Here is a 16295-nt window from a genome sequence, read left to right on the forward strand (position 1 = left end):
GGAGTTGTCATGATCAATCGCGTCTCAACCGCCAGCCAATACCAAAACCTGACCTCCAACTTAATGCGTAAGCAAGGCGAGCTTAATCAAACTAACGGTCAACTATCTAGCGGCAAACGGGTCGAAACCGCAGGCGATGATCCGGTGTCATCAGTGACGATTCAAAACTACCGTCAACAGCTGACTCAAATCGATCAATATAATAGTGCCATCACCCTTGCAAATAATCGTCTGCAAACCATGGAAACCGCGATAGCTGGGGTTGAAGATAACCTTGGCGCAACCAAACAAAAAGTGCTGGGAATGATCAATGGTGCGATGGCAAGTAACGACCGTACCGCATTTAAAGATGAATTAATCAGCCTCCGTGATGGCTTGCTGGAATTAGCCAATAGTCGTGATGAAGCCGGTAACTATGTGTTTGCGGGTAATCAATCTGATACTAAACCGTTTATGGAAGCCATTGATGGCAGCATGAACTATCACGGTGATAACCAGTCGCGTTATGCGCAAATTGATAAATCGGTTAACGTAAAAACCAGCTTGCCTGGCGATCAGCTATTTACTGATGTCCCCAATAGTTACGGTGATTTTAGACCTGTATTTAGTGATAAAACTGCCACAGCTGATGGCTTAACCGATGGCTCTAAATTGCATTTACTTTCAGCGACTACCAGTGATTTTTCTACGGCTGAAACTATTGAAGTAAGTTTTAATGAAGTCGATGTGGTCGATAGTGACGGTAATACCACCAAAGAAATGCAATACAGCCTTAACATCGGCGGTAAAGAGGTTGTTACTGATGCGAGTTATGATCCTCAGCAGGGGATCAGTTATAAAGATCCTGCGGTTGCCGATAGTGCTACCCTTAATCTGCAATTTGATGGCATCAGCAGTGGCGATAGCATTACGCTAAAGCCTGCCCAAACCATCAATATTTTTGATTCGATTCAGAGTGCGATTGATAACGCAGAGCGTCCAACCTCATCGCCTGCGGCAGAAGCAAACTTACAGCGAGTGATTGATGATCTCGACAGTGGCTTTGTGCATATGAACCAACAACGTTCAGAAGTCGGCACTATCATGCAGCAGGTCGATCGCCAGTTAGAACAACATCTTGATTTTGAATTAACCCTAAATCAGGCGCAAAGTGGCTTAGAAGATCTTGATTACAGCAAAGCCATTATGGATATGAATCAACAAATGATGGCGTTGCAAGCCTCGCAGCAAGCGTTTGGGCAAACCAAGCAATTGTCATTGTTTAATTATATTTAAGGGGTTTAGGGGAGAGCAGGGACGAGGCTATCCGTGATCTACTCAACGCGTGCTTGAGCCTAACAGATGCCAGTGAATTTAATCAGTACAATCCCAATGACCCTACAACGCGTGGGGAGTAGATTCCCTATCTCGTTCGTAACCTCACTGTAGGGAATGACGGTGTGAGGGAGCACTCACGGTCGCAATAACGGGGCTTGGCACTCACGTAGCCGATTATGCGTCATCTCGGAAGTCGAGGGACGAGGTTATCCGTGATCTACTCAATGCGTGCTTGAGCATAACAGACGCCAGTGAATTCAATCAGTACAACCCCAATGACCCTACAACGCGTGGGGAGTAGATTCCCTATCTCGTTCGTAACCTCACTGTAGGGAATGACGGGGTGGGGTTTGGCACTTGCCACTCGGAAAATATTCCCCTTATTTATCAATTGTTAAATAAATATACAAAATACTAAAAATAATTCTAAAGCTTCTTAAAACGGTGCCGTTAACTTTAGCACAACAGATAAAACTGTCTTCGCCCGGGATTGCTGGGTATCAAATTAAGGAGCAACAACTATGGCTGTTACAGTTAATACTAACGTTTCTGCAATGACCGCCCAGCGTTACCTAAATGGTGCAAGCAATGGCGTCGCAAGCAGCATGGAAAAACTATCATCAGGTCTTCGCATTAACTCTGCAAAAGATGATGCTGCAGGTTTGCAAATCTCAAACCGTTTAACCAGCCAAACAAACGGCTTGAACGTAGCAATGCGTAATGCCAATGACGGTATCTCAATGGCGCAAACCGCTGAAGGCGCGATGTCAGAGTCAACAAATATTTTGCAACGTATGCGTGATCTATCATTACAAGCAGCTAACGGATCAAACTCTGGTGATGATCGTGCAGCTATGCAAAAAGAAGTGAGTGCACTGCAAGAAGAATTAACGCGTATCTCTGAGACAACGACGTTTGGTGGTCAAAACTTACTTGATGGCTCATTTGGTACAAAATCATTCCAAATTGGTTCTAACGCGAATGAGACTATTGATGTTTCTTTAATGGATATGAAGTCAACATCAATTGGTAATAATAAGATAGATTCCGCAGGTTCGGCTGGTGGTTTTGGTACACTAACAGCAACAGCAGATTTAGCTAAAACAACGACTGATGATATTACTGTTAATGGTAAAGCTGTGCCTGTAACTGTTGGTACTGGTGTTACTGGTGTTGCTGCTGCGATAAATAGTTCAGGTACAGGTGTAAAAGCTGAAGCTAAAGTGGATACGACAATTAGTAACCTTGATGCATCAGCTGATGGTACTCTTACGATTGGTAGCGATACCTTTGATTTAGCTACTTATAATGGTGATACAGAGAAGCTAGCTGAAGATATCAACAAAGCAGGTCATAAAGCTAATTTTGATTCAGGTAATAACTCAATAGCTCTATCTGCTAGTGATGTAGATGGCGTTCAAATTACGGGTAAAACGGCTGGTACTGTTAGTCTAGGAGGAACGGCTGTTACTGCTGATGCAACACTAAATTCTACATTAAAGTTAACATCTGGCGATGATATTACTCTTGCAGGAACAGATCGGGCATTGATGACAGGTTCAGCGACTTCAACATTAGCTTCTATTGCTGACGTTGACTTAACGTCTGGTGTTGATGGCAGTGGAGCACAAGATGCATTAGACGTTATCGATGCAGCAATCGCAGGTATCGACTCACAGCGAGCTGATTTAGGTGCGGTGCAAAACCGTTTTAACCATACATTGAGCAACCTTGCTAACATCAATGAAAACGTAACCGCATCAAACAGCCGTATTAAAGATGTCGATTTCGCATCAGAAACGACTAACATGACTAAGAATCAGATCCTGCAGCAGGCAAGTACATCTATTCTGGCACAAGCAAAACAAATTCCACAATCTGCGCTTAGCCTACTAGGTTAATTCGTAATCGTGCCCTGCTTGGTATATCAAGCAGGGCAGTATTGTATTTTAATCGCTAACAAATATGCTCAAGGAACTGGCTATGGCGATCAATCCTCTACCACCTTCATCATTATATAACTCTCATGATGTTCAAGCTGGCGTTGATGATACTCAACCGCCAAAAATTATTGGCAATAACGTGTCATTAAATCAAACCGTCAATAAAACCGAAGCCATTAAAAAAGATGACAATCCGCTTAATTCATTCAATCTTGATAATCAACAAGAGCAAGAACGAATTAAGCAGATTGAACAACTATTACAACAGGTTAATCGCAGTTTACAGTTTCATATTGATGATGAAACGGGTAAACAAATAGCGACCATTGTCGATAAAGAAAGCGGCGATATTATTCGTCAAGTTCCGGCACAAGAATTGCTAGAGTTAAACGAAAATTTAGCCAAGCATAGCTTGAGTTCTTTAAGCCGTACTGTGTAGTTAAAGAGGCAAATTATGGGATTAAGTGCAGGTGGTTTAGCGTCTGGGTTAGATGTTGCCGGAATGACGCAACAATTAGTTGCCGCTGAGCGTGCGCCAAAAGAACAGCGGATTAAAGAACAGCAGCAAAAGCTAGAAGTTCAATTGAGCGGCTATGGGCAAATTAAATCTGCGGTTTCTGGCTTAGAAGATATGGTCAAAAAGTTTGCCGAAGATAAAGTGTTTGCTGCTCAATCGGCAACCTCATCAGAAAGTGGTTTTGTTGGTGTTGAAGCCTCTGCTGATGCACAAAATGGTAGCTATAACATTGAAGTGCTTGCGTTAGCGAAATCTCATAAAGTGATGTCAAATAACTCGTTTGACTCTGATCCCAAAGCGGAACTTGGATCGGGCACCCTAGATATTACCATTGATGGCAAAACCTTATCATTGGATATTAATAAAGAAAAAAGTAGCCTTAAAGATATCGTTAACGCGATAAATAATGCTGAAGATAACCCTGGTGTTACCGCTACCGTTATCAATGATGATAATGGCGCTAAAATTGTTTTTTCAAGTTCTGAAACAGGCAAAGATCATCAGATATCGATCGATGCTTCGAAGATGAGTGGCGATCTTGCTAAGTTAAGCTTTGATCCTGCCAACCCAACTGCTAATACTGAAATGGTACAAATGCAGGCGGGTGAGGATGCTCAAATACGAATAGATAACCACACTGTTATTAGTAGCGGTAGTAATAAGATTGAGAATGCGATTGAAGGCGTAACACTTGATCTGAAAAAATTGACCGACACTGATGATGTTAAACACGTCACGATTGATATTACAGATAATACCAAAGATGCAAAGTCGTCACTTGAAGGATTTATCGAAGCCTATAACGGCTTGATTGATACAGCTAATAATCTAAGTAAATATGATGTAGAGAAGAAAACCAGTGGACCGTTAAACGGCGATAGCTTAACCCGCTCGATCAGTAGTCAAATGCGTAATTTGATGAATAAAACCATAGAGGTTGATGGTCAGAGTTATAACTTAAGTGATCTTGGAATTACCACCGATCGTTATGGCAAAGTTGAAATTGATGATGAAAAGTTTGATGAGGCATTAAAAGATAATTTTAAAGCTTTTAATGCATTTTTTCATACTGAAGATGATGGTTTTCTCGATCAAGCTGAAGATATTTTTAAATCTTTTACCAGCTCGACTGACGGTGTATTAACCAATAAAGAAAAAACCATTAAAGAGCAACAAACTCGACTTGAAGATGATATGACCTCACTTAATGAGCGTATGAAAGCCTATGAAGAGCGTACTTATCAGCAATTTACTGCGATGGATGCTGCAATAGGAAAAATGAATAATCAACTTAATACCATGATGAGCTTGATGGTTTTTTAAAATGGATAACCAATGCAACAAGTAATCACACTAGAGCCACTAACTCAGCTTGAACACCAAATCGAGCAGTTATTGTTGGCGGAAGAGTACCCTGATGATTTTCCGCAGCAATTAGAAAACTTAGTTGCGTTGCGCCATCAACAAGTGGAGTTAGTGCTTAAACAGCCAGATTTATCACGACCAGTATTTGATGATGTGGTAGCACGTACGCAAGCGATGAAAGGGTTATTACAACAGCATAAAGATCGTATTGGCGCGCAGTTAGTACGCTCGAAAAAAAGTCAAAAATCATTATCGCTCTACAGCAATATTCAACAACACGGACAATAACCATTAGCGTTAACGCTAGCAATAATGTTCCAGCTATTTAAAGGATAATAACATGCGTGGTTCTCTTCAGGCATATAAGCAAGTTTCAGTGAATGCACAACTCGCCAGCGCATCCCCACACCGTATCATTCAAATGTTATACGCTGGGGCAATCGAACGTCTTATTCAGGGCAAAGCCGCGATGGAACAGGGCAATATCGCGGTTAAATGTGAGCGGTTAGCTAAAGCATTAGATATTGTATTAAGTCTGCGTGATTGCTTATCAATGGAAGACGGCGGCGACATCGCGAAAAACCTTGATGCTCTTTATGATTTTATGGGCAGCGAAATTTCACGTGCCAATGCAGAAAACGTCACTCAGCCAATTGATGATGTCATCGGTATGTTACGTGAAATAAAATCAGCATGGGATCAAATTCCAATCCAATATCACTACCTTACTGAAACAAATTAACCGTTATTGATTGTCGGCAACCACAAATTTGGTTGCCGATAAGCAGTATTTTTATGGTTTTTAAGCTAAAAATGGAATAAAAGCGTCTCAATTGCATTGTAATTTGTATTGGTATCACAGCTTTTATACGTCAAATCTTGCCTTATGGTGCACATTAATTACAATGTAGCTACTATCTTCTTGATTGTTGTTCTCTTGGTTATATTGAATCTTCCGTCAAAGTGTCCTCATATAAAGGCAATATCCATTTTATGCTCGGTTTAGTAAATACGCTTGTTATTGATGACGATTCACAGCAACGTCATGATTTAGGTGTCATCCTTAATTTTATGGGTGAGCATCATAGTGCGCTATCATCACAAGATCTTACCGTGTCATTATGGGAGCAGTCATGGAGTGTTTGCTTATTAGGCACGATCACCAATGCTAAGCGCTTAAATAGTATTATCAATATGCTGAAAATGTACCCACAGATCCCTGTGGTTGCTTTAGCAAATCATCATCAAGCATTGGTTGAGTTACCTAATTATATTGGTGATCTAAAACTCCCGTTACATTACAACCAATTAGCTGATGCCTTTCGTCATTGCCAAGAATATTTAGGCAAACGTACTCATCAAGTGCCGTCTTTAGGGCGTAAGAACATGCTGTTTAGAAGCATGGTCGGTCGCAGTGAAGCCATCAGTGATATTCGTCGGTTGGTTGAACAAGTGGCAGCTTGTGATGCTAGTGTGTTGATTTTAGGTGAATCCGGTACTGGTAAAGAGGTGGTTGCGCGTAATGTGCACTATCACTCAGAGCGTGGCAAAGGCCCATTTGTGCCGGTTAACTGTGGTGCCATTCCTGCAGATTTACTTGAAAGTGAATTATTTGGTCATGAAAAAGGTGCCTTTACTGGCGCAATTTCAACCCGTAAAGGGCGATTTGAGTTGGCTGAAGGTGGCACTTTATTCTTAGACGAGATTGGTGATATGCCAATGTCGATGCAGGTTAAATTATTACGGGTGTTACAAGAGCGTAGTTTTGAACGTGTTGGTGGCAATCAAACCATTAAGGCTAATGTCCGTATTGTGGCAGCAACCCATCGTGATCTGGATAAAATGATCGCTGATAGAAGCTTCCGCGAAGATTTATACTACCGCTTAAATGTGTTCCCAATTGATATGCCAGCGCTGCGGGATCGAATTGAAGACATTCCGTTACTATTGCAAGAGCTACTAACGCGTATGGAAGCTGAAGGCGCAAAACGGATTCATTTTACCCCTCGCGCAATTGCATCATTAATGCTGCATGATTGGCCGGGAAATATTCGAGAACTTGCTAATCTCGTGGAACGATTAACGATTCTTTATCCTGGCGAAATGGTGGATGTTAACCATTTACCAGTGAAATACCGTTATGGTCATTTACCTGATTTTGTGCCTGAGTTAAATACTACCTCGATTGAAGAACAAGAACAGCAAGCATTAGCTGACATGTTTGCTTCAGAAGAGACTGATACCACATCTTTAGGTAATGACTTACCACCAGAAGGGCTAAACCTTAAAGAAATGCTGGCAGAGCTAGAGGTTGAAATGATCCGCCAAGCTTTGGATGCTCAGTCGAGTGTGGTAGCGCGCGCTGCGGATATGTTAGGGATGCGTCGTACTACGCTAGTTGAAAAAATGCGTAAATACGGATTGTCTAAAGACAGCTAATTCATACTAACAATTGTTGTAAAACAATTTGAAAAAAGCCACCGCCAGTAATTTGGCGGTGGCTTTTTTATGTATTCTATACATCGAGCGGTGTCAAAAATAGTTACAAAATATAGCTAGCAACGATATTTCACTAATAGAGGCGAGCATAAATTGAACACTATGGTTAAACAATATTAATCACAGCGATTAAATAGCGACGAGTGTCATAAAAGTGACACTGTTTTGAATGCGAGTTTTTTATTAAGTTACTGATACTTAATGGTTAATAATGGTATGTAACTTGCATTTAGTTGCTGGTGTGGTGTTTGTTTTAGGGTAATCATGAGTGACTCATCGGTAGCAGTATTGGCGTTGAACCAACAAGTTGAGCGTTATCAGCAAGTATTACAAGTGATGCCTGTTGCGGTGATTTTGTTGGATGAAAAAGGACTGATCACTGAAGCCAATCAAGAAGCATTGCGGTTGTTAGGTGAGCCGTTAATAGGCCAACGCTGGGGAGAAATTATTCAACGTAGTTTCGCACCTCAAGATGATGATGGTCATGAGGTTTCATTGCGCAGTGGGCGTAAAGTCAAGCTTGCTATTTCAGCGTCAGCGGCAGGGCAGCTTATCGTGATCACTGATCTAACCGAAACTCGGCAGTTACAGTCACGGTTAAGTGAAATGCAGCGCTTATCATCATTAGGGCGAATGGTGGCGTCATTGGCGCATCAAGTTCGAACGCCGCTTGCCAGCGCATTATTATATGCAGAAAATCTAGCGTCATCAGGGCTAACGGCAATCACCCGTAACCGTTTTCAAACGAAGTTGGTTGATCGCCTCTACGATCTTGAAAAACAAGTTAATGACATGCTGCTATTTGCTAAAGGTGGTGATAATAAAGTAGTGAGTGAGTTTAATGTCGAAAGTTTACTCAACCGTTTAGAAACCCTCATTGAAACTCAGTTAATGAGTGAGGATGTTGACTTTAGTATTGATTGTGACGATGAAACATTATTGCTGTTAGGTAATGAAAATGCGTTAGCCAGTGCGGTGGGAAATTTGATCACCAATGCGATTCAAATGTCAGGCAAAGGCTGCCGAGTTGCAGTGCGTTGCCAGCAACAAGGGCAAATGCTCTTGCTCAGTGTTAGCGATAATGGCCCAGGTATTGCGGTGGAAGATCATCAAAAAGTGTTAGAGCCTTTTTACACCACTCGTCAACAAGGTACTGGATTAGGTTTAGCTGTGGTGAAAATGGTAGTCGCTGCGCATAAAGGCAGTTTGGAATTACAGTCACAGCTTGGTCATGGGGCAACCTTTACTTTGCAGCTACCACTCGCTGTATCACTGCAAGCAGCATAACGATTCAAGTTTACTATGGAGAGTACAACATGACTCAAACACGAGTATTAATCGTCGAAGATGACACCGGTTTGCGTGAAGCGTTAGTCGATACTCTGGCATTAGCGGGTTATCAATGGCTAGAAGCGGAAAGCGCAGAGCAGGCATTAGTGCTACTGAAATCAGAGCCGATTGATATTGTGGTGTCTGATGTTCAAATGGCAGGAATGGACGGCTTAGCTTTACTGCGCAGCATCAAGCTGCAATGGCCGAAAATGCCAGTGCTATTGATGACAGCTTACGCCAATATTGAAGATGCGGTTGCTGCCATGAAAGAAGGTGCGATTGATTACATGTCGAAGCCGTTTGCACCGCAAGTACTGCTTAATATGGTTGGCCGCTATGCGCCGGTTAAACACCATTTGACCGATACCGTAGTGGCTGATCCTAAAAGTTTGCATTTATTGGCGATGGCAGAAAAAGTCGCTAAAACCGATGCCAGTGTGATGGTATTAGGTCCAAGTGGTTCAGGTAAAGAAGTGCTCTCGCGTTATATTCATCAGCATTCATTACGCAGTGATGGTCCTTTTGTGGCAATTAACTGTGCTGCCATTCCTGAGAATATGCTGGAAGCGATGTTGTTTGGCTATGAAAAAGGCGCGTTTACAGGCGCGGTGCAGGCGTGTTCAGGAAAATTTGAACAAGCGCAAAATGGCACTATTTTACTGGATGAAATCAGTGAAATGGACATTAACTTGCAGGCTAAATTATTGCGAGTATTACAAGAGCGTGAAGTTGAACGCTTAGGTGGTCGTAAAAGCATTAAATTAAATGTACGCATTATAGCGACCAGTAATCGGGATTTAAAAAGCCATGTTACCGCGGGCCATTTTCGTGAAGATTTATATTACCGCTTAAATGTTTTTCCAATCACTTGGCCAGCATTAGCTGAACGCAGCGGCGATATTTTGCCATTGGCGCAATTATTTCTTCAGCGTCATGCCAGCCAACAAGGGCTTGCCGTGCCAACGCTGAGCGACTGTGCGCAGCACAAATTATTACAATATTCATGGCCAGGAAATGTCCGTGAGCTTGATAACGTGATTCAACGCGCGTTAATCATTCACGATAACCTTATGATAAATGAACAACATATTCTAATAGAAGGACTTGATTGGTTACAGATGGCTGATTGTTCAACCGCGGCTAACACCGCTGCGGCAACTGCTATATCGCCAGCTACTGCGACCGAGAGTTTAGGTAATGAATTACGTGGCCAAGAGTTCAGCATTATTCTTGATACCTTAGTTGCCTGCCAAGGTAATCGTAAACATATGGCTGATAAATTAGGTATTAGCCCACGAACGTTACGCTATAAGTTAGCTAAAATGCGCGATGCAGGAATTCAGTTACCTGCGTAAACCGATTGATATTTTATCCGCTGCTTAGTGGTAGCAGTAAATAACCCAGTGAGACTATGCAATGAAAGTTAATGGATTAGCGACTGAAATGCAGACCATGCGTTTAGAAGCACAAAATACTATTCGTCCGCCAACAGGCCAGCAAGTAAGTGCTGATTTTGGCAATTTACTTAACGATGCCATTAAGTCAGTAAATACCCTACAAGGTCAATCAAGTGATTTAGCCACCCGTTTTGATCAAGGTGATCGAAGTGTGTCGTTATCGGATGTGATGATTGCACGTAATAAATCCAGTGTAGCGTTTGAAGCGACAGTGCAAGTGCGTAATAAAATGGTTCAAGCCTACAAAGAATTAATGAATATGCCGGTATAAATACCGTGGTTATTGTGGATGTGATAACGCATCATTTGATGATATGTGTGAGTAATAAATAGTGTCAGATCAAACTGTTAATCAACAAGTTGCGGTTGCAAATAATAATACCTCGCCGGTGTTACGTGATGCCTCTCAAGATCCGGATCTTGCCGAGAAAAAAGCATCACGTACCGACAGTATTTTAGGCAACCTTGATCTGTTACGGCAGGTAATTTTAGTGTTATCGGTTGCCATCTGTGTCGCGTTAATTGTGATGGTGGTGGTATGGATAAAAGAACCTGAAATGCGGCCTCTCGGTAGCTATGAAACCGAAGAATTAATTCCTATCTTAGATCACTTCGATCAAAAGAAAATTGATTACCAACTCGATGGCAACACTATTCGTGTTCCTGCCGATAAATACAGCAGCATAAAATTAGACTTAACCCGCAGTGGTTTAAACAGTCGCACTGCTGAAGGCGATGATATTTTATTGCAAGATATGGGATTTGGCGTATCACAACGGCTTGAAAATGAACGCTTAAAATTAAGCCGTGAACGCCAATTAGCACGTGCGATTGAACAAATTAGCCAAGTGCGTAAGGCACAAGTGTTATTAGCCATGCCCAAGCAAAGTGTGTTTGTGCGCCATAATCAAGACGCGACCGCGACAGTTTTTCTAACCTTAGCCTCAGGCAGTGCGTTGGGTCAGCAAGAAGTGGATTCAATTGTTGATATGGTTGCAACGGCAGTGCCGGGATTACGTCCGACACGGGTCACTGTGACCGATCAACATGGGCGCTTATTAAGTTCGGGTACCGAAGATCCTGGTTCAAGCGCGAAACGTAAAGAATATGAATTAGAACGTAAGCAAGAACAATCATTACGTGAAAAGATTGATGCGATTTTAATGCCGGTTTTAGGCTTAGGAAATTATACCTCGCAAGTTGATATTGCGATGGATTTCTCGGCCTTAGAAGAAACCCATAAACGTTATAACCCTGCTACAGCAGCAACACGAAGTGAGTTTACCCGTGAAGATAGCAATGGTGGTCAAGTGGTGGCGGGTATTCCAGGGGCATTAAGCAATCAGCCGCCTGTTAGTAGTTCTATTCCTGAAAATATCAAAGATATGCAGGCGGGAACGAGCAGCGGTAATGGCCGTATGCACCGTGAATCGACGCGTAATTATGAGTTAGATACCACCATTAGCCATAAGCGTGCGCAAACAGGAGTGATTGATCGCCAAACGGTTTCAGTGGCAATTGACTATAAAACCATTGTCGATCCTAAAACCGGTGACATTACGCGCGTGCCAGTCTCGGAAGCTGAAATTGTTAAAATTCGCCGCTTACTAATGGGAGGGATTGGTTTTTCAGCAGAACGTGGCGATTTATTAGAAGTATTATCAGTGCCATTTGCGTTACCAGAAGAGCAATTATTAGCTGAGGTGCCAATTTGGGAAAATCCTAACTTTAGCAGTTGGGTGCGATGGTTAGCGGCGGCATTAGTGATCGTTGTCATTGTGATAGTACTGGTGCGTCCGGCAATGAAGAAGCTGCTCTATCCAAATCAAACCGCAGACGGTACACCGTTAGATGAAAATGGTATGCCAATACTGACTCACAGTAGCAGCGATGGTACTGATTTGATTGGCGGTGATGTCGATGGTCATGAAAGTTTTGAATTAAGTAGCAGTAGTTTAGATCTACCTAATTTACATAAAGATGAAGATTTACTTAAAGCAGTGCGAGCATTGGTTGCCAATGAACCGGATCTTGCTGCCCAAGTAGTGAAAAGCTGGATGAATGAAGATGGCTAATGACGTAGCAACAGTTGACAATAAATTTGATATTAAAAGCCTTAATGGCGCTGAAAAAGCCGCGATTTTACTATTAAGTCTTAATGAACAAGATGCAGCCAGTATTATTCGTCATCTCGACCCAAAGCAAGTGCAGCGGGTCGGCGGCACTATGGCAAGCATGAAAAACTTAAATCAAGACAAAGTATCTAGTGTTCATCGATTATTTTTAGAAGAGATTCAAAAATACACCAGCATTGGTATGGGCAGTGAAGATTTTGTGCGTAATGCGTTAGTAGCAGCATTAGGCGAAGACAAAGCCAATAACTTAGTTGATCAAATTTTAATGGGCAGTGGCTCGCGTGGACTTGATTCTCTGAAATGGATGGATCCACGCCAAGTCGCCAGCATTATTCTTAATGAGCACCCACAAATTCAAACCATTGTTTTATCGTATTTAGAGCCGGAACAATCGGCTGAAATTTTATCGCAATTTCCTGAGCGAGTGCGGTTAGATTTGATGATGCGTATTGCTAACTTAGAAGAAGTACAGCCTGCGGCATTGCATGAATTAAACGATATCATGGAAAAACAATTTGCAGGTCAAGCTGGTGCGCAAGCGGCTAAGATTGGTGGTCTTAAAGCGGCGGCTGAGATCATGAACTACCTTGATAATAACGTTGAAGGGTTGTTGATGGATCAAATTCGCGAAAACGATGAAGAGACAGCTACTCAAATTCAAGATCTGATGTTTGTATTTGATAATTTGATTGAAGTTGATGATCGCGGTATTCAAATTTTGTTACGTGATGTACCACAAGATTTACTACAAAAAGCCCTTAAAGGTGCTGATGACATGTTGCGTGATAAGTTTTATAGCAATATGTCTAAGCGTGCCGGTGAAATGCTGCAAGAAGATTTAGAAGCGATGGGACCAATTCGAGTCGCGGATGTTGAAGCGGCGCAGAAAGAAATTTTATCTATCGCACGTCGATTATCTGATTTAGGCGAAATTGTATTAACAGGTAATGGCGGTACTGATGAGTTCTTATAAGAAGATGATTAACGCTGTGGTTGAGCATGGAGCGACTATTGAGCATGAGTAATGAACGTCGCCGCGGTTTTATGCGTGTACCTGAGCATCAAGCACAAGAGCTTGAACGTTGGTCTTATCCTGATTACAGCAATGATGGTGAGCATGAAGCTGAAAATGCGCTTAATTATGATCACCAATATCATCTTCAGCAGTTACAGCCAGAACCAGAACCAGAGCCCGCTCCCGCACCTTTAACGGCGGCAGAACTTGAAGCAATGCAGCAATCTGCTTATGACGAAGGTGTTGAGCAAGGGCGTCAAGCTGGGCATAGCGAAGGCTTCTCTCAAGGCCATGCTGAAGGTGTTAGCGCAGGCCATGCGGAAGGGCTAGCGCAAGGATTACAGCAAGGACTTGAACAAGCACAAGCTCAAATTGAACAGCAAGTGGCGTTATTGACTGCGGTGATGGATAAATTTTCTGATCCGATTGCGCAAGTCAATGCCGAGGTTGAGCAGCAGTTATTGTTATTGGTTAATGGCTTAACTAAGGCGTTGATTCGAGTTGAAGTAAAAACCAATCCACAAGTATTACTTAATACGCTACGTGAAGTGGTAGCAACCCTGCCGATTGCTGAACGGGCGATAAAAATGCATCTTCATCCAGAGGATGTGGCATTAATACATGCCCATTTTGATGAAGCTGATATTCAGCAACGTCAATGGACATTAATTGCCGAGCCAAGTTTACAACGCGGTGATTTGCAATTGGAATGTGGCAGTTCTAGCGTTGATTATTTAATCGATGATCGGATTTTGCATTCATTGACTGCCTTTAATGAACTCAACAGTAATTTGCAAGAGCCAACGCCATGACCCTCGCACAGCGCCTAAGTCGCTACCAAACTGCGAATACTGCCTGTAAACCTGTGGCTTCTGGGCGTTTAGATCGCGTAGTTGGCTTAACCCTTGAAGCCATTGGTTGTCGCGCCCCTGTTGGCAGTGTCTGTAAAGTTGAAACCGTCACCGGTGAATTAGAAGCAGAAGTTGTGGGTTTTGCTGGTGAAACCTTATTTTTAATGCCGAGCGAGCAGTTATCTGGCGTGATGCCTGGCGCTAAAGTAACCCCTATTTTGCATAACAGTGGTATTCCTGTTGGTCCTGAATTATTAGGGCGAGTGATTGATGGAATGGGGAATCCGTTAGATGGCTTAGGGCCTATTTTTACTGAACAGCGAGCAGCGTTTACTTCAGTACCGATTAATCCGTTATCACGTAAACCAATTAAAGAGCCGTTAGATGTTGGTATTAAAGCCATTAATGGTTTATTGACGGTCGGAAAAGGTCAGAGGATAGGCTTATTTGCAGGTTCTGGTGTTGGTAAATCAGTAACATTAGGCATGATGACTCGTGGTACCAGTGCCCAAATAGTGGTGGTGGGTTTAATTGGTGAACGTGGCCGAGAAGTAAAAGAATTTATTGATGAAATTTTAGGAAAAGAAGGTCGAGAACGGGCAGTGGTGATTGCTGCACCTGCCGATGCTTCGCCATTAATGCGCTTAAAAGGTTGTCAAACTTCACTGACAATCGCGGAGTATTTTCGTGATCAAGGTTTTGATGTATTACTGCTGATGGATTCATTGACTCGTTTTGCTCAGGCACAGCGTGAAATTGCGCTATCCGTAGGTGAGCCACCTGCGACCAAAGGTTACCCGCCATCGGTATTTGCTAAGCTACCTGCGCTGGTGGAACGTGCTGGTAATGGCAATGAAAACCAAGGTTCAATTACCGCTTTTTTTACGGTACTAAGTGAAGGTGATGATCTGCAAGATCCGATAGCTGATGCGTCACGGGCGATCCTTGATGGTCACATTGTATTATCGCGAGAAATGGCGGATGCCGGTCATTATCCGGCGATTGATGTTGAGCGCTCAGTGAGCCGGGTTATGCCAGCCATTGTTAGTGATGAGCATATGCTGATGTCAAAAGCGGTCCGCCAAATTTTATCTATTTGCCGTAAAAATCAAGATTTGGTTGCGATTGGTGCTTATAAGCCCGGCACCGATGCCACCATTGATCAGGCGTTTAATTTTAAACCCAAATTAGATGATTATTTACAACAAGAAATGAAACAAGCAGTGCCTTATGAAATGTGCGTCAATATGTTGCGCTCTACATTGGGAGGCTAATGGTATTTGCAAATAAGGTAATCAAAGACAAGGTCGTTAAAGTATGCCATTAAGAACATTTGAATTATTGATAGAACAAGCGCAACAACAAGAACATCAAGCCAGTTTAGCCCTTAACCAAGCCCAACTTGAACAACAAAATTATTTGCAGCAATTAGCCCAAATTGAGCAGTATCGTTTAGATTATTGTCGCCAGCTTTCTGAGCGTGGACAGCAAGGGCTGACAGCCAGTCAATATAGCCATTTACAAAAATTCCTAACTCAACTTGATACCACTCTTGAGAAACAAAAACAGGCGGGGGGCTACTTTGCTAATCAAATTGAGCAATGCCGTCAACATTGGCAAGCGATGCAACAAAAGAAACGCGGTATTGAATGGTTATTAGAGAAAAAGCAGCGTGAGCGGCGACTTTTTTTGGATAAACAAGAGCAAAAAATGATGGATGAATTTGTTACGTTACAGTTTGCTCGACGCCAACAACGCTAGAATTAAAAAACTGGTTTGCTTTTTGCATTAACATAGAACATCAGCTTGGAATCAAACGTTTTTTTGACGCTTTATTTCACACAGTTATTCATTTATCTGTCGT

The 16295-nt window shown here is 42.4% G+C and carries 14 protein-coding genes and 2 pseudogenes; all 16 read left to right on the forward strand.

Annotation, left to right across the window (positions count from 1 at the left end; translation table 11 throughout):
* The first annotated feature begins 9 nt into the window (after window positions 1-9).
* Window positions 10-1275 carry a flagellar hook-associated protein FlgL gene (flgL, locus tag BTN98_RS02175; RefSeq protein WP_060997093.1) on the forward strand — a complete coding sequence of 422 codons (1266 nt, stop codon included), beginning with the start codon at window positions 10-12 and terminating at the stop codon, window positions 1273-1275.
* Between the two features lie 563 nt (window positions 1276-1838).
* Window positions 1839-3218 carry a flagellin gene (locus BTN98_RS02180; RefSeq protein WP_060997092.1) on the forward strand — a complete coding sequence of 460 codons (1380 nt, stop codon included), beginning with the start codon at window positions 1839-1841 and terminating at the stop codon, window positions 3216-3218.
* Between the two features lie 82 nt (window positions 3219-3300).
* Window positions 3301-3699, forward strand: coding sequence for a flagellar protein FlaG (locus BTN98_RS02185; RefSeq protein WP_060997091.1), 399 nt, complete (start codon window positions 3301-3303; stop codon window positions 3697-3699).
* Window positions 3700-3714: 15 nt separating this feature from the next.
* On the forward strand, window positions 3715-5100 hold the full coding sequence (gene fliD, locus BTN98_RS02190) for a flagellar filament capping protein FliD (protein ID WP_060997090.1): 1386 nt from the start codon (window positions 3715-3717) through the stop codon (window positions 5098-5100).
* Between the two features lie 12 nt (window positions 5101-5112).
* The gene (locus BTN98_RS02195) at window positions 5113-5430 is read left to right on the forward strand and encodes a flagellar biosynthesis protein FliS (protein ID WP_060997089.1); all 318 of its coding nucleotides are present in this window, start codon (window positions 5113-5115) and stop codon (window positions 5428-5430) included.
* A gap of 52 nt (window positions 5431-5482) precedes the next feature.
* Window positions 5483-5884, forward strand: a complete 402-nt coding sequence (gene fliS, locus BTN98_RS02200) for a flagellar export chaperone FliS (protein ID WP_060997088.1) — start codon at window positions 5483-5485, stop codon at window positions 5882-5884.
* Window positions 5885-6135: 251 nt separating this feature from the next.
* Window positions 6136-7581 carry a sigma-54 dependent transcriptional regulator gene (locus BTN98_RS02205; RefSeq protein WP_060997087.1) on the forward strand — a complete coding sequence of 482 codons (1446 nt, stop codon included), beginning with the start codon at window positions 6136-6138 and terminating at the stop codon, window positions 7579-7581.
* Window positions 7582-7905: 324 nt separating this feature from the next.
* On the forward strand, window positions 7906-8928 hold the full coding sequence (locus BTN98_RS02210) for a sensor histidine kinase (RefSeq protein WP_060997086.1): 1023 nt from the start codon (window positions 7906-7908) through the stop codon (window positions 8926-8928).
* A gap of 29 nt (window positions 8929-8957) precedes the next feature.
* Window positions 8958-10085: pseudogene (locus BTN98_RS02215) on the forward strand (sigma-54-dependent transcriptional regulator); the annotation flags it as partial.
* Window positions 10086-10157: 72 nt separating this feature from the next.
* Window positions 10158-10328, forward strand: a pseudogene (locus BTN98_RS20820) (helix-turn-helix domain-containing protein); the annotation flags it as partial.
* A 61-nt stretch (window positions 10329-10389) separates the two neighbouring features.
* The gene (gene fliE / locus BTN98_RS02220) at window positions 10390-10701 is read left to right on the forward strand and encodes a flagellar hook-basal body complex protein FliE (protein ID WP_060997084.1); all 312 of its coding nucleotides are present in this window, start codon (window positions 10390-10392) and stop codon (window positions 10699-10701) included.
* A gap of 61 nt (window positions 10702-10762) precedes the next feature.
* A complete protein-coding gene (gene fliF, locus BTN98_RS02225; RefSeq protein WP_060997083.1) occupies window positions 10763-12505 on the forward strand; it encodes a flagellar basal-body MS-ring/collar protein FliF in 1743 nt (580 codons plus the stop codon).
* Window positions 12498-13538: a flagellar motor switch protein FliG gene (gene fliG, locus BTN98_RS02230; protein ID WP_060997082.1), complete on the forward strand. Its 1041-nt coding sequence runs from the start codon at window positions 12498-12500 to the stop codon at window positions 13536-13538. Before fliF ends, fliG begins: the two co-directional genes overlap by 8 nt.
* Window positions 13539-13582: 44 nt before the next feature.
* Window positions 13583-14392: a flagellar assembly protein FliH gene (fliH, locus tag BTN98_RS02235; protein ID WP_060997081.1), complete on the forward strand. Its 810-nt coding sequence runs from the start codon at window positions 13583-13585 to the stop codon at window positions 14390-14392.
* Window positions 14389-15705, forward strand: a complete 1317-nt coding sequence (gene fliI, locus BTN98_RS02240) for a flagellar protein export ATPase FliI (protein WP_060997080.1) — start codon at window positions 14389-14391, stop codon at window positions 15703-15705. Before fliH ends, fliI begins: the two co-directional genes overlap by 4 nt.
* Window positions 15706-15748: 43 nt before the next feature.
* Window positions 15749-16192 carry a flagellar export protein FliJ gene (fliJ, locus tag BTN98_RS02245; RefSeq protein ID WP_060997079.1) on the forward strand — a complete coding sequence of 148 codons (444 nt, stop codon included), beginning with the start codon at window positions 15749-15751 and terminating at the stop codon, window positions 16190-16192.
* Window positions 16193-16295 lie beyond the last annotated feature (103 nt).

It is taken from the genome of Photobacterium aquimaris (assembly GCF_002954455.1).
In the GTDB taxonomy this organism is placed as follows: Bacteria; Pseudomonadota; Gammaproteobacteria; order Enterobacterales; family Vibrionaceae; genus Photobacterium; species Photobacterium aquimaris.